Annotated in this window: 21 protein-coding genes; 15 read left to right on the top strand and 6 right to left on the bottom strand. The window is 63.8% G+C overall.

Annotated features, from left to right (window positions below):
- Positions 1-4 precede the first annotated feature (4 nt).
- A complete protein-coding gene (locus I6F17_RS28370; RefSeq protein ID WP_225131642.1) occupies positions 5-706 on the bottom strand; it encodes an alpha/beta fold hydrolase in 702 nt (233 codons plus the stop codon).
- 146 nt (positions 707-852) lie between these two features.
- Between I6F17_RS28370 and carA the strand changes: the two genes are divergently transcribed.
- On the top strand, positions 853-2,043 hold the full coding sequence (gene carA / locus I6F17_RS28365; RefSeq protein ID WP_225131641.1) for a glutamine-hydrolyzing carbamoyl-phosphate synthase small subunit: 1,191 nt from the start codon (positions 853-855) through the stop codon (positions 2,041-2,043).
- Between the two features lie 248 nt (positions 2,044-2,291).
- Entirely contained in the window at positions 2,292-2,813 is a 522-nt protein-coding gene (locus tag I6F17_RS28360) for a hypothetical protein (RefSeq protein WP_225131640.1), read from the top strand.
- A 138-nt stretch (positions 2,814-2,951) separates the two neighbouring features.
- On the opposite strand, the gene I6F17_RS28355 is transcribed toward I6F17_RS28360, so the two are convergent.
- The gene (locus tag I6F17_RS28355) at positions 2,952-3,476 is read right to left on the bottom strand and encodes a DNA starvation/stationary phase protection protein (protein WP_197953398.1); all 525 of its coding nucleotides are present in this window, start codon (positions 3,474-3,476) and stop codon (positions 2,952-2,954) included.
- A 105-nt stretch (positions 3,477-3,581) separates the two neighbouring features.
- Here I6F17_RS28355 and I6F17_RS28350 point away from each other — a divergent pair, with 105 nt between their 5' ends.
- From I6F17_RS28350 to greA, 3 genes are all read left to right on the top strand, one after another.
- On the top strand, positions 3,582-4,283 hold the full coding sequence (locus tag I6F17_RS28350) for a class I SAM-dependent methyltransferase (protein ID WP_225131639.1): 702 nt from the start codon (positions 3,582-3,584) through the stop codon (positions 4,281-4,283).
- A gap of 433 nt (positions 4,284-4,716) precedes the next feature.
- Complete coding sequence (gene carB, locus I6F17_RS28345) at positions 4,717-8,181, top strand: carbamoyl-phosphate synthase large subunit (RefSeq protein ID WP_036040157.1); 3,465 nt, start codon at positions 4,717-4,719, stop codon at positions 8,179-8,181.
- Positions 8,182-8,393: 212 nt separating this feature from the next.
- Positions 8,394-8,867: a transcription elongation factor GreA gene (gene greA / locus I6F17_RS28340; RefSeq protein ID WP_036009537.1), complete on the top strand. Its 474-nt coding sequence runs from the start codon at positions 8,394-8,396 to the stop codon at positions 8,865-8,867.
- A gap of 240 nt (positions 8,868-9,107) precedes the next feature.
- Here greA and I6F17_RS28335 read toward each other — a convergent pair whose 3' ends face one another.
- Positions 9,108-9,587: an Lrp/AsnC family transcriptional regulator gene (locus I6F17_RS28335; RefSeq protein WP_008135853.1), complete on the bottom strand. Its 480-nt coding sequence runs from the start codon at positions 9,585-9,587 to the stop codon at positions 9,108-9,110.
- Between the two features lie 266 nt (positions 9,588-9,853).
- On the opposite strand from I6F17_RS28335, the gene trxB reads away from it, so the two are divergent.
- The 5 genes from trxB to I6F17_RS37810 all read left to right on the top strand — a co-directional run bounded on the left by trxB (position 9,854) and on the right by I6F17_RS37810 (position 13,792).
- Positions 9,854-10,819: a thioredoxin-disulfide reductase gene (gene trxB, locus I6F17_RS28330; protein WP_128264079.1), complete on the top strand. Its 966-nt coding sequence runs from the start codon at positions 9,854-9,856 to the stop codon at positions 10,817-10,819.
- A gap of 4 nt (positions 10,820-10,823) precedes the next feature.
- On the top strand, positions 10,824-11,747 hold the full coding sequence (locus I6F17_RS28325) for a LysR family transcriptional regulator (RefSeq protein ID WP_025032176.1): 924 nt from the start codon (positions 10,824-10,826) through the stop codon (positions 11,745-11,747).
- 445 nt (positions 11,748-12,192) lie between these two features.
- Positions 12,193-13,101 (top strand): 4-hydroxy-tetrahydrodipicolinate synthase, encoded by a 909-nt coding sequence (gene dapA, locus I6F17_RS28320; RefSeq protein ID WP_225131637.1) that lies wholly within the window; start codon positions 12,193-12,195, stop codon positions 13,099-13,101.
- A 265-nt stretch (positions 13,102-13,366) separates the two neighbouring features.
- Positions 13,367-13,516 (top strand): hypothetical protein, encoded by a 150-nt coding sequence (locus tag I6F17_RS28315; protein WP_167361666.1) that lies wholly within the window; start codon positions 13,367-13,369, stop codon positions 13,514-13,516.
- A gap of 147 nt (positions 13,517-13,663) precedes the next feature.
- A complete protein-coding gene (locus I6F17_RS37810) occupies positions 13,664-13,792 on the top strand; it encodes a hypothetical protein (RefSeq protein WP_260345777.1) in 129 nt (42 codons plus the stop codon).
- A gap of 69 nt (positions 13,793-13,861) precedes the next feature.
- Here I6F17_RS37810 and I6F17_RS28310 read toward each other — a convergent pair whose 3' ends face one another.
- Both I6F17_RS28310 and I6F17_RS28305 read right to left on the bottom strand, forming a co-directional pair.
- A complete protein-coding gene (locus I6F17_RS28310) occupies positions 13,862-14,539 on the bottom strand; it encodes a ParA family protein (RefSeq protein ID WP_025032179.1) in 678 nt (225 codons plus the stop codon).
- A 436-nt stretch (positions 14,540-14,975) separates the two neighbouring features.
- On the bottom strand, positions 14,976-15,326 hold the full coding sequence (locus I6F17_RS28305) for a hypothetical protein (protein ID WP_036040142.1): 351 nt from the start codon (positions 15,324-15,326) through the stop codon (positions 14,976-14,978).
- A gap of 362 nt (positions 15,327-15,688) precedes the next feature.
- Between I6F17_RS28305 and I6F17_RS28300 the strand changes: the two genes are divergently transcribed.
- From I6F17_RS28300 to I6F17_RS28290, 3 genes are all read left to right on the top strand, one after another.
- Positions 15,689-16,855: a CaiB/BaiF CoA-transferase family protein gene (locus I6F17_RS28300; RefSeq protein WP_036040150.1), complete on the top strand. Its 1,167-nt coding sequence runs from the start codon at positions 15,689-15,691 to the stop codon at positions 16,853-16,855.
- 2 nt (positions 16,856-16,857) lie between these two features.
- Positions 16,858-17,781 carry a CoA ester lyase gene (locus I6F17_RS28295; RefSeq protein WP_225131636.1) on the top strand — a complete coding sequence of 308 codons (924 nt, stop codon included), beginning with the start codon at positions 16,858-16,860 and terminating at the stop codon, positions 17,779-17,781.
- A gap of 265 nt (positions 17,782-18,046) precedes the next feature.
- Positions 18,047-18,451, top strand: a complete 405-nt coding sequence (locus tag I6F17_RS28290; protein WP_036040138.1) for a nuclear transport factor 2 family protein — start codon at positions 18,047-18,049, stop codon at positions 18,449-18,451.
- Positions 18,452-18,479: 28 nt separating this feature from the next.
- Here I6F17_RS28290 and I6F17_RS28285 read toward each other — a convergent pair whose 3' ends face one another.
- Complete coding sequence (locus I6F17_RS28285) at positions 18,480-18,977, bottom strand: DinB family protein (protein ID WP_225131635.1); 498 nt, start codon at positions 18,975-18,977, stop codon at positions 18,480-18,482.
- 575 nt (positions 18,978-19,552) lie between these two features.
- On the opposite strand from I6F17_RS28285, the gene I6F17_RS28280 reads away from it, so the two are divergent.
- Both I6F17_RS28280 and I6F17_RS28275 read left to right on the top strand, forming a co-directional pair.
- On the top strand, positions 19,553-19,816 hold the full coding sequence (locus I6F17_RS28280; protein WP_244431381.1) for an AEC family transporter: 264 nt from the start codon (positions 19,553-19,555) through the stop codon (positions 19,814-19,816).
- A gap of 346 nt (positions 19,817-20,162) precedes the next feature.
- A complete protein-coding gene (locus I6F17_RS28275; protein ID WP_036040132.1) occupies positions 20,163-20,567 on the top strand; it encodes a nuclear transport factor 2 family protein in 405 nt (134 codons plus the stop codon).
- Positions 20,568-20,689: the final 122 nt, after the last annotated feature.

Below are 20,689 nucleotides of genomic sequence, written 5' to 3'. Positions count from 1 at the left end.
GTGCTTAGCTAGCGAGCCATTCGGTCAGCGCGCGCACCGTCGCTTCCGGCTGTTCGGCTTGCGGCAGGTGCCCGCAGCGATCGAGGATCACGAGCCTGGCGCCGGCAATCCCCTCGGCCATTTCCTTTGAGAAGGCGTTGGGGATGGAGTTGTCGGTATCGCCCGTCAGCACCAGCGTCGGGCATGTGATCGTCGCCAGCAAGGGGCGCGAATCCGCCCGTGCGATGATCGCGGTCTGCTGCCGCAGATAGCCTTCGACGCCGACGTCCTCGTCCTGCGCATGCACGAGCCTGAGAATCTCGGCGTCATCACGCCGCGACGGATGCACGAGCTCCGGAAAGCTCTCCTCGCGCACGGCACGCAGCTCGCCGCGTCTGGCGCGCGCCATCAGGCCACGGCGGCGTGCGGTGGCCTCCGGCGTGTCGGGCCGCGCCTGCGTGTTGATCAGCGCAAGCTTTGTCACGCGCTCGCCGGCCTGGCGCATGATCTCGAACGCGATGTAGCCACCCATGGAATGGCCGGCGAGGGCGAAGCGCGGCGGTGCCTCGGCGAGGATGCGGCGGGCGATCGCCGCCATGCTGTCGTCGCGGATGTGGTTGGCGACCGTCACCGGCCCGAAACGCCAGAGCGCAGGGATCACGGGCGCATAGATCCGGGCCGAGGACGCCAGCCCCGGAACCAGCACAATGGGGGTGGTCTGGTCCATTATTGCCTCGCAAGCCCAGGAAATTGCCGGAAATTGTGCGGCCGAGCTTAAGGGCGGGAGGAGGCCTGTCAAATATGCAAAAACGCATGTGAATCGGCCCTCTCTCGCTTTGACGTGCACACGCGGGGGGCTTATGAAGCGGGCTCATGACACAACATGACAACGATCCCGCCTGGCCGGACCACAAACCGACCGCGCTCCTCGTGCTTGCCGACGGCACGGTGCTGGAGGGCTTTGGTCTCGGCGCCGAGGGCCACGCCGTCGGCGAGGTCTGCTTCAACACCGCAATGACCGGCTATGAGGAGATCCTGACCGATCCCTCCTATGCCGGCCAGCTCATAACCTTCACCTTCCCGCATATCGGCAATGTCGGCACCAATGAGGACGACATCGAGACGGTGAACATGGCCGCGACGCCCGGCGCGCGCGGCGTGATCCTGCGCACCGCGATCACCGATCCCTCGAACTACCGCGCCACCAAGCATCTCGATGCCTGGCTTAGGGCGCGCGGCATCATCGGCCTCTCTGGCATCGACACCCGCGCGCTGACCGCGCTGATCCGCTCCAAGGGCATGCCCAACGCCGTGATCGCGCACTCGAAGTCTGGCGAGTTCGACCTGCACGGCCTCAAGGAGGAAGCGCGCGAGTGGCCGGGGCTCGAAGGCATGGACCTCGTGCCGATGGTGACGAGCGGCCAGCGCTTCACCTGGGACGAGACGCCCTGGGCCTGGGACAAGGGGTTTGGCAGGCAGGACAAGCCCGAGTTCAACGTCGTCGCCATCGACTACGGCATCAAGCGCAACATCCTGCGCCTGCTCGCCGGCGTCGGCTGCAAGGTGACGGTGGTGCCGGCAACGACGTCGTCCGAAGACATCCTGGCAATGAAGCCCGACGGCGTGTTCCTGTCCAACGGTCCAGGCGATCCGGCCGCGACCGGCAAATACGCCGTGCCCGTGATCCGCGACGTGATCAAGTCGGGCACGCCGACCTTCGGCATCTGCCTCGGCCACCAGATGCTGGGCCTTGCCGTCGGCGCCAAGACCAAGAAGATGCATCAGGGCCATCACGGGGCCAATCACCCGGTGAAGGACGAGACCACCGGCAAGGTCGAGATCACCTCGATGAACCACGGCTTTGCCGTGGACGAGACGACGCTGCCGAAGGGCGCGACGCAGACCCACATTTCCTTGTTTGATGGGTCCAACTGCGGCATCCAGCTCGACGGCAAGCCGGTATTCTCCGTGCAATATCACCCCGAGGCCTCACCCGGCCCGCGCGACTCGCATTACCTGTTCCAGCGCTTCGCGGATCTGATGCGGCAGAGGAAGAGGGCGTAAGGCGCGTTCTCCCCGAATACGTCACCACAAAAGTCCGGGCTCGCCCGGACTTTTTCGTCATTCCGGGGCGCGCGTAGCGCGAGCCCGGAAATTCATCTGGCAACAGACTCTGCAGCGCCATGGATTCTCTGATGCGCAATTGCGCATCATAGCTCGACGCTGCGCGTCGCCCCGGAATGACGGTGGAACGAGGAACGTCGCCGCACGCGTTTGGTTGATCCCTGCTATTCTTGCGCAGGAGCAAAGCCATGTCCGTCGTCCGCGACAAGGCCGAGCCGCTCGCCATCGTGTTCGAGGATGACGGGCTCGTGCCGAACAACATCCTTCCGTTCCTGGTTTACCAGGGCGCGGTGAAGCTCGATCCGGGACACCCGGAAGAGACCATCGAAAACCTGTTCGAAGCGAACGGCTGGGGCGGGACGTGGCGCAACGGCGTCTACGATTATCTGCATTATCATGCGACGGTGCATGAGGTGCTCGGCGTCGCGCGCGGCAGCGCCCGCGTGCGTTTCGGCGGCGATCACGGCCAGGAGCTGGACATCAAGGCCGGCGACGTTGCGATCCTGCCCGCCGGCACCGGACATCAACGCATCAAGGCGAGCGATGATTTTTGCGTGATCGGCGCCTATCCGCCAGGCGCAAAAATGGAGATCACGCGCGCAACGCCGGAGAACCATGCGAAAGCGCTGAAGACGATTCCGCAAGTGGCGCTGCCGCCGGCTGATCCCGTGACCGGGAAGGACGGCGCGCTGATGCGGCTGTGGCGGTAGCCACACGCGTGGTGCAGTAGGGTGGGTTAGCCGAAGGCGTAACCCACCTCTTCTGTTTCCGCGGACAGAGACAGTGGTGGGTTACGCCTTGCAGATGCGCTTCGCGCTTCTGCGAGGCTAACCCACCTACGCATCCCGTTACGCCTCGTTGGCGCCCTCCTGCCTCGTCGCTTCGAACAGGAACCAGGTCCGGCGCTCGGTCTCGTCGATGAAGTTCTCCAAAATGCTGGCGCTGGCGACGTCGCCGGCCTCGTCGCAGACGTCGTGCGCCTTGCGCATCGCGGCTGCGACGTGCTTGTTGTCCTGCATCAGCTCGCGCAGCATCTCGCGCGGCGGGACGTAGTCCTCGTTGTTGTCCTTGATGGTCTGGAGCTTTGCGACCTGGCCGATCGACTTCAGCGTGGTGCCGCCGATCTTGCGGACGCGCTCGGCGAGCTGGTCGGTGGTGGCGAAGATCTGGTCGGACTGCTCGTCGAGCAGCAGGTGGTAATCGCGGAAGTGGCGCCCGCTGATGTGCCAGTGGAAATTCTTGGTCTTCAGATAAAGCGCGAAGGCGTCGGCCAGAAGCACGTTGAGCGCCTCAGAGACTTTCTTGACCCCGTCGGGCGACAGATCCGTGGGGGTATCGAGTTCGGGCGAGACCTTGTTGTTGGTTTTGCTCACGGGAGACCTTCCTGTTAGGACGCGGACATTGACGGCGCGCCGCCGCACCCCTAACGCAAGGTGGGCAGCGCGGTTCCTAGATAGGAACCCCTGGGCGGGATACCAATGGACGATTGGATCGATTATTACGACTCCACGCATACGATCTATGTCAGCAAGCTGCATCGCGACTTGCACTTCCAGATCATTGCGCGGGACATCATCGGCTACATCCCCTCGCCCGATGCGACGGTGCTGGACTATGCCTGCGGCGAAGCGCTGTCGGCGAGCCAGGTGGCGGCAGCCTGCGGCATGCTGATCCTGGCCGAGCCCGCGCCGGGCGTGCGCGGCCGGCTGATCGCTCGGTTTGCCCCAAACACCAAGATCCGCGTCCGCTCGCTCGAGGACGTCCGCAAGATGCAGGATCAGTCGATCGATCTCGTCGTGATGAACTCGGTCGCACAATACATGACACCGGACGAGCTCGATGCGGCGCTATTGAACATCCGCCGCATCCTGAAACCTTCCGGCAAGCTGGTGCTGGGCGACATTCTACAGCCCAATGTCGGCATGGTCAGGGATGTGATGGCGCTGCTCGGGTTCGGCCTGCGTCACGGCTTTCTGAAGGACGCGCTGATCGGGCTGATCAGCACCGCGCTGTCGGATTATCGCCAGCTGCGCTCGAAGATCGGACTGCAGCGCTACAGCGAGGACGAGATCACGGCCAAGCTGAAGGCGGCGGGCTTCGCGGTCCAGCGCGCCCACAGCAATATCGGGCACAACCGCGGGCGCATGACCTTCATCGCGAGGCCGCCTCTGGTCCGTTAAGCATAACGATCAGCTGAGGTGGCCTGGCGCACGCCGATCGGGAATAATCCTGATGGCCCGGTGGCGGAAATGTCTACGCGGGGGCGGTGCATCGCTCTTCATCCTGGTTCAAATCCAGGCCGGGTCTCCACGCTTCGCCCGTGCGGGGCTACGCGTGGCGCAGCCACGCAAGACCCGAAGGGGCGAAGCGTGTCCGGCGTAGCTGGAGCCTAGCGGAAGCGGAGACGGACTGCCCGCCCGCCCCGACGATGCCGGCAACGCACCGTCAAACCCCTGAAAATTGGCGGTTGATGGGCGTTTTTCGGGGTTTCGCCGCTCCAAAAACTGGTTTAAGACCCACCCGCGCGCGAGGGAGACCCCGCGCTCTCGCCAAATGGGGACGCGCGGCAAGCGCGCCCTTTTTTTGTGCCCAGATCCCAGCCCGTGAGCGGTGATGCCCAAACGAACCGACATCTCGACCATCCTGATCATCGGCGCCGGTCCCATCGTGATCGGCCAGGCCTGCGAGTTCGACTATTCGGGCACGCAGGCGGTGAAGACGCTGAAGGAAGAGGGCTATCGCATCGTCCTCGTCAATTCCAACCCGGCCACCATCATGACCGACCCGGAATTGGCGGATGCGACCTATATCGAGCCGATCACGCCCGAGATCGTCGCCAAGATCATCGAGAAGGAACGTCACGTCGTCCCCGGCGGCTTCGCGCTGCTGCCGACCATGGGCGGCCAGACCGCGCTGAACTGCGCGCTGTCGCTGCGCCGCCAGGGCACGCTGGAGAAGTTCGACGTCGAGATGATCGGCGCCACCGCCGACGCCATCGACAAGGCCGAAGACCGCCAGCTGTTCCGCGAGGCCATGACCAAGATCGGGCTCGAGACGCCGAAGTCTCGGCTCGCCAACGCCTCCGAGCTGAAGAAGTCGTTCCGCGAGAAATACCAGGCCGAACGCGAGAAGCTGTCGGGCGCCGCGCTCGAAGAGCTCGACCGGCAATGGACGCTCGGCGAGAGCGAGCGTCGCAAGCGCTACCAGGAATACGCCTTCGGCCAGGCCATGATGGCGCTGTCCGAGATCGGCCTGCCCGCGATCATCCGCCCCTCCTTCACGATGGGTGGCACCGGCGGCGGCATCGCCTACAACAAGGAAGAGTTCCTCGACATCATCGAGCGCGGCCTTGACGCGTCTCCCACCAACGAAGTGCTGATCGAGGAGTCCGTGCTCGGCTGGAAAGAGTACGAGATGGAGGTGGTGCGCGACAAGAAAGACAATTGCATCATCGTCTGCTCGATCGAGAACCTCGATCCGATGGGCGTGCACACCGGCGATTCCATCACGGTCGCGCCGGCGCTGACGCTGACCGACAAGGAATATCAGATCATGCGCGACGCCTCGCTGGCGGTGCTGCGCGAGATCGGGGTCGAGACCGGCGGCTCCAACGTTCAGTTCGGCGTCAATCCCGAAGACGGCCGCATGGTCGTCATCGAGATGAATCCGCGCGTGTCGCGCTCCTCCGCGCTGGCCTCGAAAGCCACCGGCTTTCCGATCGCCAAGGTCGCCGCCAAGCTCGCGGTCGGCTACACGCTCGACGAGATCGCCAATGACATCACCGGCGGTGCCACGCCGGCGTCATTCGAGCCGACCATCGACTACGTTGTCACCAAGGTGCCGCGTTTTGCCTTCGAGAAATTCCCGGGCGCCTCGACCACGCTGACCACCTCGATGAAATCGGTCGGCGAGGTCATGGCGATCGGCCGCACCTTCCAGGAAAGCCTGCAAAAGGCGCTGCGCGGGCTCGAGACGGGATTGACCGGCCTCGACGAGATCGAGATCGAGGGCCTCGGCCGCGACGACGACAAGAACGCGATCCGCGCCGCGCTCGGCACTCCGACGCCGAACCGCATCCTCCAGGTCGCCCAGGCCATGCGGCTCGGCTGGTCGAACGAGGACATCTTCAACTCCTGCAAGATCGATCCGTGGTTCCTCGCCGAGATGCGCGGCATCGTCGAGATGGAGGAGAAGGTCAGGAAGAACGGCCTGCCGGGTAACGCCTTCGGCATGCGCACGCTGAAGGCCATGGGCTTCTCCGACGCGCGGCTCGCCGTGCTCGCCGAGACGACGGAGGCCGAGGTCAAGGCGAAGCGCCACGCGCTCGGCGTCCACCCGGTGTACAAGCGCATCGACACCTGCGCGGCCGAGTTCGCCTCGCCCACCGCCTACATGTACTCGACCTATGAGGCGCCGTTCGCCGGCCTGCCCGCGGACGAGAGCGCGCCGTCCGACAAGAAGAAGGTCATCATTCTCGGCGGCGGTCCCAACCGCATCGGCCAGGGCATCGAGTTCGACTATTGCTGCTGTCACGCCTGCTTCGCGCTGCATGACGCCGGCTACGAATCCATCATGGTCAACTGCAATCCGGAAACGGTGTCGACCGACTACGACACAGCCGACCGGCTCTATTTCGAGCCGCTCACCGCCGAGGACGTGCTGGAGATCATCGCCAAGGAGCGCAGCAACGGCACCCTGCACGGCGTGATCGTGCAGTTCGGCGGCCAGACCCCGCTGAAGCTGGCGCGTGCGCTGGAAGCCGCCGAAGTGCCGATTCTCGGCACCTCACCCGACGCCATCGACCTCGCCGAGGACCGCGACCGCTTCAAGCGCGTGCTCGACAAGCTCCGCCTCAAGCAACCGAAGAACGGCATCGCCTATTCGGTCGAGCAGGCCCGCCTCGTCTCCGCCGATCTCGGCCTGCCGCTGGTGGTGCGCCCGTCCTACGTGCTCGGCGGCCGCGCGATGCAGATCATCCGCGAGGAGAACCAGCTCAATGATTATTTGCTCGGCACGCTGCCGGAGCTGGTGCCGGCCGACGTCAAGGCGCGCTATCCGAACGACAAGACCGGCCAGATCAACACCGTGCTCGGCAAGAACCCGCTGCTGTTCGACCGCTATCTGTCGGATGCCACGGAAATCGACGTCGACTGCCTGTGCGACGGCAAGGACACTTTCATCGTCGGCATCATGGAGCACATCGAGGAAGCCGGCATCCATTCCGGCGACAGCGCCTGCTCGCTGCCGCCGCACTCGCTCGATGCGGAAATGATCGAGGAGCTGGAACGGCAGACCCGCGAGCTCGCGCTCGGCCTCGACGTCATTGGCCTGATGAACGTGCAATACGCCATCAAGGACGGCGAAATCTACGTGCTCGAGGTCAATCCGCGTGCCTCGCGCACCGTGCCGTTCGTCGCCAAGGTGGTCGGCACGCCGGTCGCCAAGATCGCCGCGCGCATCATGGCCGGCGAGAAGCTTGCCGATTTCAAGCTGAAGAAGGCGGCGCTCAAGCACGTCGGCGTCAAGGAATCGGTCTTCCCGTTCGCACGCTTCCCCGGCGTCGATACCGTGCTCGGCCCCGAGATGCGCTCGACCGGCGAGGTCATGGGGATCGACCGCTCGTTTGCGGTCGCCTTCGCCAAGAGTCAGCTCGGCGGCGGCACGCGGGTGCCGCGCAAGGGCACTGTGTTCGTCTCGGTGCGCGAAAGCGACAAGACGCGCATCGCGGATGCCGTGCGCGAATTGCATTCGCTCGGCTTCAAGGTGCTGGCGACCTCGGGCACGGCGCGCTTCCTGACCGACCAGGGCATCCCGACCGAGAAGGTGAACAAGGTGCTGGAGGGGCGGCCGCACATCGTCGATGCCATCACCAATGGCGACGTCCAGCTCGTCTTCAACACCACCGAAGGCCCGCAGGCGCTGGCCGACAGCCGCTCGCTGCGGCGCGCGGCCCTCTTGCATAAAGTGCCATATTACACCACTCTTTCCGGGGCCGTGGCGGCCGCGCAGGGCATCCGCGCCTATTTGGGCGGGGACCTTGAGGTTCGTACCCTGCAGAGCTACTTTTCGGAAACCTGATCGCTAGCGGCAGCGAAGCTTCCGCTAAGTGATTGGCAATGAAGCCACAATGGCCGGAGGAACTGTCCGGCCAGGTGGCAGTTCTGTTCCGGCGCTAAAGCCCATATCTGTCAAGGTCCGGCAGCCCCTCTTTGGGCTCTGGAGGACTGACGAATTAAGGTTGCGGCGCCCATCCGCATTCTGGGGCGCACGATCGAAGGACGAGAGAGACGATGGAAAAGGTTCCGATGACCCAGGCCGGCTTTGTCGCGCTCGGGGAAGAATTGAAGCAGCGCCAGTCCGTGGACCGTCCGCGGATCATCGAGCATATCGCGGAGGCGCGCTCGCACGGAGACCTGTCGGAGAACGCGGAGTATCATGCCGCGAAGGAAGAGCAGTCGCACAATGAGGGTCGCATCGCCGAGCTCGAGGACAAGCTCGCGCGCGCCGACATCATCGACATCTCCAAGCTCTCCGGCGACACCATCAAGTTCGGCGCCACCGTGACGCTGGTCGATGAGGACACCGAGAAGAAGACGGTGTGGCAGATCGTCGGCGAGGTCGAGGCGGACGCCAAGAAGGGCCGGATCTCGATCACCTCGCCGCTCGCACGCGCATTGATCGGCAAGAAGAAGGGCGCCACGGTCGAGGTCAACACGCCGGGCGGCGCCAAGGCGTACGAGATCACCAAGGTGGAGTGGCGGTAAGGACTTGCCGCTGCGTCTGCTGACATTTCGAAAAGGCCGCGCAGTGTGCGGCCTTTTTGGTGTGTTGCTGGAGTTGTGCCGGGACACACGTCCTCACCACACATCATTGCGAGCGGAGCGAAGCAATCCGGACTGCCTCTGCGGAAAGACTCTGGATCGCTTCGCTCCGCTCGCAATGACGGAGAGGACCGTGGACTGGTCTTCACCTCTCCCCGTAAGAACGGGGAGAGGGAGAAGACCCTACCGTCGTCCCTTCACCTCGAGCGGCACGGCCGCCTCGTACTTCGAATTGTGCAGCACCAATGACGTGCGCACGTTGCGGACATGCGGTGCCGCCGTCAGATGCGTGACGAAATCCTGGAAAGTCGCCATGTCGGGAGCGACGCATTTCAGGATGAAATCGACCTCGCCGGACAGCATCCAGCATTCCCGCACCAGGGGCTCGGCGCGGACGAACTCCTCGAACGCGCGCAAATCCGCTTCGGCCTGGCTGGACAGGTGCACGGCGGCGAAAACGGTGACGTCGAAGCCCAGCTTGCGTGCGTCCAGGAGGCCGCGATAGCCGTGGATGTAACCCTCCTCCTCCAGCGCCCGGACGCGGCGCAGACAGGGGGGCGGCGAGATGCCGACGCGCTTGGCCAGCTCGACATTGGTGATTCGACCGTCGGCCTGAATCTCGGTAAGAATTTTCAGGTCGATCTCGTCTAGGTTCCGCGACACGTGATTGGAACTCCTGGCCTTTGCGGCGGTATTGGGTGACTTGTCGAAATCCTCATAGCCCAATCCGCACCGCCGGCGCAATTTTATTGCGCGTGCAGCGCAATCGACTTTTGTTCCCTGTTGGAAAAATCCGCCGATAGGGAATGCAATTCTTGCATGGCTCGCCAGATTGCTTAGATTAGCTCTGATATTTCAGCGCCTCCGCTAGGCCTCCCGGCACATTGCGCGCCCGCGCTGCAAATCCCCCGTGAAAGGCGTCCATCGAAATGTCCGCTCCTGTTCATGCAAAGGTCGTCATCATCGGCTCCGGCCCGGCTGGCTACACCGCCGCGATCTACGCCGCGCGCGCGATGCTTGAGCCGATCCTGATCCAGGGCATCCAGCCCGGCGGCCAGCTCACCATCACGACCGACGTCGAGAACTATCCAGGCTTCGCCGACGTGATCCAGGGCCCCTGGCTGATGGAGCAGATGGAGAAGCAGGCGGTCCATGTCGGCACCAAGATCGTCTCCGACCTGGTCACCAAGCTGGAGACGGCGCAGCGGCCGTTCCGCCTCACCTGCGACTCTGGCGACGTCTATCTCGCCGAGACCGTGATCCTGGCTACCGGCGCGCAGGCGCGCTGGCTCGGGCTGCCGTCGGAAGCCAAGTTCCAGGGTGGCGGCGTGTCGGCCTGCGCCACCTGCGACGGCTTCTTCTACCGTGGCAAGGAGGTGATCGTGGTCGGCGGCGGTAACACCGCGGTCGAGGAAGCCCTGTACCTCACCAACCATGCCTCGCAGGTCACGATCGTGCATCGTCGCGATCATTTCCGGGCCGAGCGCATCCTGCAGGAGCGCCTGTTCAAGCATCCGAAGATCAAGGTGATCTGGGACGCCGCGGTCGACGAGATCTGCGGCACCGAGAACCCCAACAAGGTCACCCATGTCCGGCTCAAGAACGTCAAGACCGGCGCGCTCACGGACGTCAAGGCCGACGGCATCTTCATCGCCATCGGGCATGCGCCGGCGACCGAGCTCGTCAAGGATCAGGTCAAGCTGAAACCCTCCGGCTATATCGAGGTCGCCCCGAACTCGACCGCGACCTCGATGCCCGGCCTGTTCGCCGCCGGCGACGTCGCCGACGAAACCTATCGCCAGGCCGTGACGGCCGCCGGCCTCGGCTGCATGGCCGCACTCGAAGCCGAACGTTTCTTGGCCCTTCGCGCCAGCGAGCGCGCGGCAGCGGAATAGAATCATGCCCCGAACACGCGACGGATTTACGGATATGGACTGGGACAAGCTGAAGGTGTTTCACGCCGCGGCGGAAGCAGGCAGCTTCACGCATGCGGGCGAGCAGCTTGGCCTGTCGCAATCGGCGGTGTCGCGCCAGGTCTCGGCGCTGGAGCAGGAGCTCTCGGTCTCGCTGTTCCACCGCCACGCCCGGGGCCTGATCCTTACCGAGCAGGGCGACCTGTTGTTCCGCACGGCGCATGACGTGTTCATGCAGCTGCAGGCGGCGCGCGCCAAGCTGACCGACAGCCGCGAGCGGCCGAGCGGCGATCTCAAGATCACCACCACGCCCGGCGTCGGCATCAACTGGCTGATCCCGCGGCTCGGCGAATTCACCGCGCTCTATCCGGAGATCCGCATCTCGCTGATCGTCACCGACGAGGAGCTCGATCTGTCGATGCGCGAGGCTGACGTCGCGATCCGCACCCGCAAGCCGACGCAGCCGGATCTGATCCAGCGCAAGCTGTTCGCGATGGGCTTCCACGCCTATTGCTCGCCGGAATACATCAAGCGCTTCGGCACGCCGCGCACGCTGGAGGAGCTCGACTCCCACCGCATCATCACGCTCTCGGACGGCAACTTCGCGCCGCACCTGCAGAACCGCAACTGGCTGATCGAAGCCGGGCGCAATGGCTCGGGTCCGCGCGAAGCCTATTTCAAGGTCAACAACATCCTCGGTCTCGTGCGCGCCTGCGCGCAGGGCCTCGGCATCGCCGCGCTGCCCGATTACCTGGTCGAGGAGCAGAGCAAGCTCGTGCAGCTGTTCGGCGAGTCGGATTCGATCCAGCTCGACACCTACTTCGTCTATCCCGAGGAGTTGAAGACGGTCGCGCGCGTGCAGGTGTTCCGTGACTTCGTGGTGAGCAAGGCGCAACGCTGGCCGTCCTGATTTCCGCATGACTGACATGCGGCCTCGGCTGTTGCTGCAAGGCACTCGGCAAGCCCATAATGTTTGCACGCTGAGCCTTCGCGTTGCGCATTTGTCCCCCTCCTCCAGTGGCGCGGGAGTTCAGTAATCCCTCTTGGAAGGTGATTGTGTCGGCCTCACGTGGCCAATACCTAAGCCGGGCCCTCGGGTCCGGCTTTTTTTCGTCAAAATGTGCTTCGCTCTCCGCGTGTGTTGACAGTTCCGCGCATACCCCGCATCATTCGCCCATGATCACGAAGTCGTGCGCAATCGTTTCGAAAAAAGGCCCCCATCCCGGGGCCTCGGAATATTGCGCGCGCTAAGCTGACGTCGTCATCCCGAGCCAATCCCGAAAACCCCGCCGCCTGGACGGGGTTTTTTCATGTGCCTCCGTCTCAGGCATTTTTCCCGAGAAGGAGATGGAAACATGACCGGACTACGAGACCAATTGCACGGGCTGTGGTTGCCGCTGGTGACGCCGTTCCAGGACGGCGCGCTGGACGAGAGGTCGCTGCGGCGGCTGACCCGGCACTATTGCGCGCACGGCATCGACGGCCTCATCCTGGGCGCGACCTCCGGTGAAGGCATGACACTGCGCGCGGCCGAGCTCGAACGTCTCGTCGCCGTGGTGCGCGAGGAGATGGCGACCGCCGGCCGCAACTTGCCGATCTGCCTCGGACTGTCCGGTGCGGACACCTCGCGTCTGCAAGAGCGCCTCGACGAGACCGCGGACTGGCCGATCGACGGTTACCTGATCGCCAGTCCCTATTATGTGCGGCCGTCGCAGCGCGGCCTGCTGGCGCATTTCGAGGCGCTCGCCGACCACGCGGCATGGCCGATCGCGCTCTACAACATTCCCTATCGCTGCGCCGTCAACATCACCAACCAGACCATGCTGCGCCTTGCCGAGCACAAGAACATCGTCGGCCTGAAGGATTGCGGCGCGAGCCGGGAGCAATCGATCGCGCTCTTGCGCGACCGGCCGAAGGGCTTTCGCGTGCTCACCGGCGAGGACGCCAATTACTTCGAGGCGCTCAGTGACGGCGCCGACGGCGGCATCGTGCTCTCAGCCCATGTCGAGACCGCGACCTTCGCGGCAATCTATAGCGAGCACAAGCGCGGCAACCACGATGCAGCGCTGGCGCGCTGGCACGAGGTCGCCGAGCTGACGCGGCTGTTGTTCGCCGAGCCGAGCCCCGCGCCGGCGAAGTATTGGCTGTGGCGATCCGGCCTGATCGACAGCCCGGAGGTGCGCCTGCCGATGGTGGAAGTGAGCAGCGAGCTCGCGGCAACGATCGATCGCGAGATCGAGCGACGGGTGACGATCGCGGCGTAGCGCGCCGCTTCTTCGCGTCACTCACATGTCATTCCGGGGCGCGACGAAGTCGCGAACCCGGAATCCATTGCGCGGCGGAGTTGGTGGATGAATGGATTCCGGGTTCGCGCTACGCGCGCCCCGGAATGACGGCGGTGGGAACGACGGATCGCACCGTGGTTAACCGCGCCCCAACGGCCTTCGCAGCTGCCGCAATCCGTATCCACGTCTCGTTTACGTGACTGCGCCTATCGTTCTGTCCAAAGTTACCGAAGGGGAAATGACCATGGGGTATCGCACCCGGCCTACGGCCGCGAGCCAGTTCGCGCCCGCCGATCTCTTGAAGGGAATTCTCGTCGTCTCGTCGTTCGGGTTCTGGGCCGTGATGCTCGGCCTGATGCCGGTGCTGCTGTTTCGCGTCTGGCTGGTCGGCTGAAGCTGCGCGCGCGGGATGGTTAATCCGTGGTAGCACCTGTGTTCAAAATGCACGGGCAGATGCGATCCGGATCTTAAAACATCGCTGCTATCACTGACGTCCATAAGCGAAGAAATCGCGGGGGCGTTTGTGAATAGTCAGAATGAAATGGCGTCGCATTTCGACGCCGAACAGCAGGGCTTCAGCACCGAGGACATTCTCTGGGCCGTCGGCATCTGGTCGGTAATCCTGACCCTGTCGCCGGTCATCGTGTTCTACATGCTGATGGTGGCGTGAGCGAAATCAGAAACGCAAAACGCGCGGACTTCCCGCGCGTTTTTCGCCGTTCGACATGATCAATGAAAATTAAGCTGCCTGCTTGTGCATTGCGCCGGAGGCCGACGCGGTGCCGCGGATAGCCTTGACCGAACGCTCGATCGCCGCCCACAGTCTTGCGATTTCCTGAGCCGCACGGCTTTCGGCCTGATATTCGCGCGCGCCTTCGCCGTGGCTGAGCGCCATCAACAAATCCGAACGATTGGTGATCTGGCCGCCCCACACCGGAGCGCGGAATTTCGCCAGTGCTTCGCGGGCGATGGTGACGATCGGGCTTTCGGCTTCGTCACGCTTGGCCGGGGCACCGTTGAGCACGACCGCGTAGGGCTTGCGCGCCGCGCGGCACATCTGGATGGTTTCCTGCACGGCGTTGACGTCGAACACGCCGGGACGCGCCGGGATGACCACCATGGTGGCGTTCTTGATCGCGTCGTCGACGACGGCCGACAGGTTCGGCGGCGTGTCGATCAACACCCATTCATAACCGTCGCGCTTGGCCGCGGAGACGATGCCGCTGACGGAGTTGACGGCAGCCTTGATCGGCGGCTCGTTGGTGCCGCGGAGCTTGTGCCACAGCGTCAGGGAGCCCTGCGGATCGGCGTCAACCAGCATGACCTGCTTGCTCGCCTTGATCTGCGCGGCGAGATGCGCGGCGAGGGTACTCTTGCCCGAACCGCCTTTACGTGATGCAAAAACAATGACGTTCATACCTTCCGCCTCCAGATTGACCCCAGGCCGCGAAAATGAATCAGCGCGCTGATTCGTGAAAGAAAAATTTGTCGGGAGCTGCGCGACAGCCACGAAATAACAAGACGTGTTGGCTTTTGAGTCACACTGCTTCGCAGGACGGAGACACGGGCCGCATCGAAATGCCGCTCGTGCGCGCGTCTGTGCGTTTTTTGAGCATTGCGCGGGACAAAAGCGGAATGCAACCTTGCCGCGCAAACCTGCCGCTCGCTTGCTTTTCAGGGCGCACGCCCGTCAATCGATGCAAGCCTTCCGGCGCCGTGCGAACAAAACGAGTCCGCAATCTGTCGCGAAGCCGAAGTCAGGGCCGGAACGAGGAAGGCGCCCGATTGCGCGCCTTCGGCGGAGTTTCAAACCGGAACGCGCTGCTGGACGCTCAGCCTTGGTCGCTGGGCGCTCAGCCTTGGCTGGATTTCTTCTTCGGCGCCGGCTTGGCGGTCTTCTTCGCAGCCTTGGGCGCGATCTGGGTCGGCTTGCCGGCGCGCTGCTCGCGCGGCGCCGGTCCGCGGCGGAAGAACACCGCGCATTGCGGCGAGAGCTGCGCCTTCTTCTTGATCATGCAGGCGGTGATGGCATCGACGTTCGGGACGAACTCGCCGCACAGCCGCATCGCGTCCGGCGTGCAGGCCTGCTGCTCCTCCTGGGTGTAGGCGAAGCCGGCGCGCGGCAGCGCCAGGATGGCCAGGGCAAGCACGAGGCTTGCAACGGCCAAGAGCTTTGCAAAGGACTTGAAGCGAAACGCCGGCATCGATCCCCCCACATCACGAGTCAGCGCGAATAGTGGGTGAACGGCGGTTCGTTGGCAACCGAGGGCAAGTGCGAAAGCCGGCACGTGTGCGCTCTCGGCAACAGGTCAGGGACCTCGGCAGTTCCGGGAAAGGAAACGAAGGCGCCGCTGTCGGCCCCAAAACACAAAAGTGCGAAAACAACCCCATGCACAGTAGCCAAGTCATTGCAAACACTCAGGTCGCCAAATTTTAGGATTTTTCGAAGCCAAATTTGACTTGTCGGGCAAAACAGGGGCATCATGTCACCCTCAAGAAGATGCGCGTGGGGTGGCCGGCCTGTCTCCTGCGCTGGTCGAAAAGCGCACACGAGGAGGACAATCACATGACGGGGAATGAAGCGGAGCTGCCGCTGTCGGGTGTGACGGTGGTTTCGCTGGAGCAGGCGATCGCGGCGCCGCTGGCGAGCCGGCACCTCGCCGATTGGGGCGCGCGGGTGATCAAGATCGAGCGGCCGGGCAGCGGCGATTTCTGCCGCGACTACGATCACGTCATGAACGGCATGTCGAGCCAGTTCGTCTGGACCAACCGCTCCAAGGAAAGCCTCGCCATCGACATCAAGAGCCCCGAGGGCCGCAAGGTGCTCGACGCCCTGCTGCCGCGGGCGGATGTGTTCATCCAGAACCTCGCGCCCGGCGCGGCGGAGCGGCTCGGCCTCGATGCCGCTTCGCTGCTGCGCAAGTACCCGCGCCTCATCGCCTGCGACGTCTCCGGCTATGGCACTGATGGCCCCTACAGCGACAAGAAGGCCTATGATCTCTTGGTGCAGTGCGAGGCCGGCGTGCTCGCCATCAACGGCACCGAGGCGGAGCCGGCCAAGGTGGGGCTATCCGTCGTCGATATCGCCACCGGCATGTACATCCTGAACGGCGTGCTGATGGCGCTGTACGCCCGCGAGCGCACCGGCAAGGGCACGGCCTTCCAGGCCTCGCTGTTCGATTCCATCACGGACTGGATGAGCTATCCCGCGTTCTACACGCAAAGCACCGGCCGGCCGTTGCCACGTACCGGCGCAAAGCATGCGACGATCGCGCCTTACGGCCCGTTCCGCGTCGGCGACGGCAACACGATCTTCTTCGGCATCCAGAACGACCGGGAATGGCGGTCGCTGTGCCGGATCGTGCTTGGCGATGCCGGCTTCGCCGACCATCCGAAGTTCCGCACCAATCCGCTGCGCATGCAGAACCGCGACGAGCTGCAAGCGCATATCGAGCAGCGCTTTGCAGCCATGACCAGCGAGGAGGTGCTGCGGCTGCTGGATGAGGCCGCGATCGCGAACGCGCATCTGAACTCGGTCGAGGCGTTCCTGAAGCACGAGCAGCTTCATGCCCGCGCGCGGGTGCAAAGCGTGGGATCGCCGTGCGGACCTTTGATGAGCTTCCTGCCCGCGCTCACCATTCCCGGCGTGACGCCGCGGATGGATCCGGTGCCTGACGTCGGCGAGCACAACGCGTCGATCCTCGGCGAACTCGGCATCCGCGAGGGAACGTGACGATGGCCTCGCAGCGCCCTACGCGGGCCTATCTCGCCGTTCCCGCGCATCGCGCCCGTGTCGTCGCCAAGGCGGCGGCATCATCGGCGGATGGGGTGTTCATGGACCTCGAGGACGCCGTGCCGCCCGCCGAGAAGGGCGTTGCGCTGGCGGAAGCCGCTCGCGCGCTGTCCGCGCTCGACTGGGGCAGCAAGCACGTCGCGGTCAGGCTCAATGCCGTCGACAGCCCGTTCATCGCAGAGGAGATCCGTAACCTGGCGGCCCTGCCCCGGCTGGATGCTTTGATCGTGCCGAAGGCGGAGCGGTTGAGTGACATCGTTGCCATCGCCGGTCAGCTGCACGCGGCCGCGCCCGATCGGGCCGCACCTGTTGCGCTTGAGCTGCTCATCGAGACCGCGCTCGGCCTCGTCAATGTCGACGCGCTCGCCGCTTGCGACGACAGCGTGGCCGCGCTGCATCTCGGCGTCGGCGACCTCGCAGCCTCGCTCGGCGCCCGCACCTCCGACATCGGCATCTCGCCGGACGGCTACCGCCACGTCGGATCAGCGCAAAGCGGCTACGCCGCCGCGCCGCTCGACCTGTTCGCCTATCCGATGATGCGCCTGCTGGTCGCCGCTCGCGCGCACGGCCTGCGCGCGATCGATGGCCCCTGCGGCGCGTTCCGCGATGCTGGACTGACCGAGGCCAGCGCGCAAAAGGCCGCGGCGATGGGCTTTGACGGCAAGCAGGTGATCCATCCCGACCAGATCAACCCGACGCTGCGCGCGTTCACGCCCTCGGCCGAGGAGCTGGCCCAGGCGCGGCGGATCGTCGAAGCCATGGAGCAGGCCGAGGCGCTGGGACAGGGCGCGGTGACGCTGGACGGCAAGATGATCGACTATGCCAATGTGCGCATGGCGCGCCGGATCATCGAGCTGGGATCGTAGGGGCGCATCCTTCGAGATGCCCGCTTCGCGGGCCTCAGGATGAGGACGGCGTGCGTGGCAGCAATTTCGATGCGCAACCGTGCTGCTGAGGCTGCGAAGCAGCCGTCTCGAAGGACGAGGCGTGCGCTCAGGCGGTGTCGCTGTACAGCCAGCTAACGGGCCTGGATCGCGCCACGCTGAGCAATCGCAGCACGATTGCAATCACTTTGCCTTTGCACGCAAAGGTCGCTAGGCTGCCCCGATACACATTGCAGGGAGGGGGCACATGGCAAACCGCGAAGACATGATCGCATTGATCAGGGCCGGCTACGCAGCGCGCGACGGCGGCGACACCGATAGTCTGGTGACGGCCTTTCATCCCGAGGGCGCATTCACCCTGATGGGTGACAAGAGCGCGCTCGAATTGACGGGACGCATGCAGGGCCACCCGATCCTGCGCGAAGCTTTCCGTCAATTCACCGAAGGCTTCGGCTTCGAAGGCCGCGAGATCCTCGCCGAGCTGGTCGACGGCGATCGCGTCGCCGTCCACTCCCGCGTCACCGTGCGATACCACCCGACCGGCAAAGCAGTCAGCACCGAGATCGTGGACCTGTTCACATTTCAGGATGGCAAGATCGCGGAGCTGATCGAGTTTGCGGATACGGCGCAGATCAAGGCGATGATCTCCTGACCTGCGAGATGGATGAAGCGTCCTCGCGCTACGCCAGAAGATGAAGGTCAGTCGGCTCTGGGTCTGCACCCGCTGCCGTCAACATCGCGTGCACCTGACCTCGATGGTGGGTCTGGTGATTGAAGAGTTGAATAGCAACCAGCATCTTTGGCTTCTCGATTCGAGTTGCACCGTCCCCGGGATTCCAAACAAGCATCCCGTTCAGGTCCGCGTCGCGCAATCGCGCTGACCACGCTTCGATTTCCTCGTTCCGTTGCAAGCGGAGCGCCTTGAAGGCCTCCCAATCCGAGGGATTTGCGAGGGAGTGCTTGATGGTTTGCTCTGGACGCACGTTCCCTTTCAGCCGCTCCAGTATCAAGGCATCAGCCCAATAGAGATGGTTCAACGTAGCTGCAATCGACCGGAAGAACGCCCCTCGCTCCTTCCAGCGATCCTCATCGGTCAGCCGGTCGGCGGCCGTTACCAAAGAGGCGTTCTGCCAAGTGTTGTAGCGGGCCATAAGGCGGCAGTATTCGGCTGAGATCATTGCCCAGGCTCCAAAGGTTGTCGATGTTGGCTGATCTCGGGATATTGCCCCAGACGCGAGGCAGCCACTGTACGGTGACAGTCCAGAAAATCGGTCGTCGCCAGTGGTCTAATGGGACGCCCCTACGGAATCGGGGTTTGGTGCACTGTCACCGTAATGCGCCGCGCCGACAGAAACTCAGCTGCTGGTTTACGGTGCTCGGCATGACCAATCGAGAGCGAGTATTCTGACTTTAGCTTAGGCAGCCCAGTCCATGATCGCGTCGATGAAGGTCTGAGCCTGGCGGATCGCGTCGAGCCTCGTCGCACAGACACCGACCGACACTGTTCGGCCCTTTCCGACAGTCCACTTCCAACCGGCCGGGTAGCTCATCTCAACGACCGAGAAGCTTACGCCGCGATGTTCCACGGAGAACCTCCGCCAACATGTTGCTGTGTCTGAAAAGGCTACTCCAAATGGCGAATTTGTCCAGCCGAACGCAGGCTCACAATTCGATCGCGCGGCTTGATATAAGCGTTCAGGAGCAGACTTTCCGGGAAACTCAGGCGGCTCGCGTAGTTAGGTGACCGCGGGCGGTGACAAGATCGATCTCGCCCGATGTTGTGCAGTTTCGTGCACTGTCACCGAAATATCCGTTCATGCTGGCCAAACTGCTGGGCCTGCCGCCGATCGCCGCCGACGCCATCGTGCTGTTCGCGGCGATGCCGTCCGGTGCGAATGCGTACATCTTCGCCGTGCAGTATCAGCGGCGGGTGAAACCGGCGTTGGGCGCAGTGGCGCTGGGCGCGCTGCTGGCGGCGACGACGCTGCCGGTGATGGTGTGGGTGGTGGCGGGGTGAGGCGTCGAAGGCTTTGCCGGCGACGCCTCACGGCCTCGCTGCGCCCAATCCATCATCAGCGCAGGCCGAAGAACGAGAGCACCGCAGCAATCACGACGATCAGCCCGATGATATAGATGATACCGTTCATAGCTCAGCTCCCTCAGCGTTGTCAGTCCTGCCGCAGCTACAAACACCTGGGGTCGTGAAAAGGTTCGCCGGTGCTCGCCGCCGTTTTCTTGCAGTATCGGGGAACGAAAACGAACGATGCTGCTTCGGCGCGCTGGAGCCCTCGCACTACCCGCGATGGTTTTGCGTTTACACGCAAAGGTCGCTAGTCTGCCTGATACGTTGTAGGGAGGGTAACATGGCACAGCGCGAAGACATGCTCGCAACGATCCGGCACGCCTACGCCGCGCGCGGCGACGATGACGTCGAGGGCTTGGTGACGACCTTTCATCCCGAGGGCGCATTCACTTTGAAGGGCGACAAGAGCACGCTCGAACTGGCAGGAAGCGTGCAGGGTCACCCAGCCCTACGAGGGGTTTTCGGTGAATTGATCAAGAACTTCGGCTTCGAAAACCGCAAAATCCTGGCCGAGCTGGTCGACGGTGATCGCGTCGCGGTCCATTCCCGCCTTGACGTCCGCTACCATCCAACTGGCAAGACGTTCAGCACCGAGCTCTTGGACCTGTTCAGATTTCAGGATGGAAAGATCGTCGAGCTGATTGAGTTTGCGGATACGGCGCAGGTCAAGGCGATGATCTCCTGAAGGACGATGAGGTTCGATTTGCTTCAGAGCGGGCAGCAAGCCGCCATATGAGTGGGCAGAGCACTGGCGGCCCCGCCCACCATGTTCGAACCGTCGACTTGTTCTGCCATCTCAAGCCTGGA

Origin of the sequence: Bradyrhizobium sp. NBAIM18, from assembly GCF_020193825.1 — a bacterium.
In the GTDB taxonomy this organism is placed as follows: Bacteria; Pseudomonadota; Alphaproteobacteria; order Rhizobiales; family Xanthobacteraceae; genus Bradyrhizobium; species Bradyrhizobium yuanmingense.
Note: the sequence above shows the minus strand (reverse complement) of the source record. Positions and strands in the feature narration are given on the sequence as shown.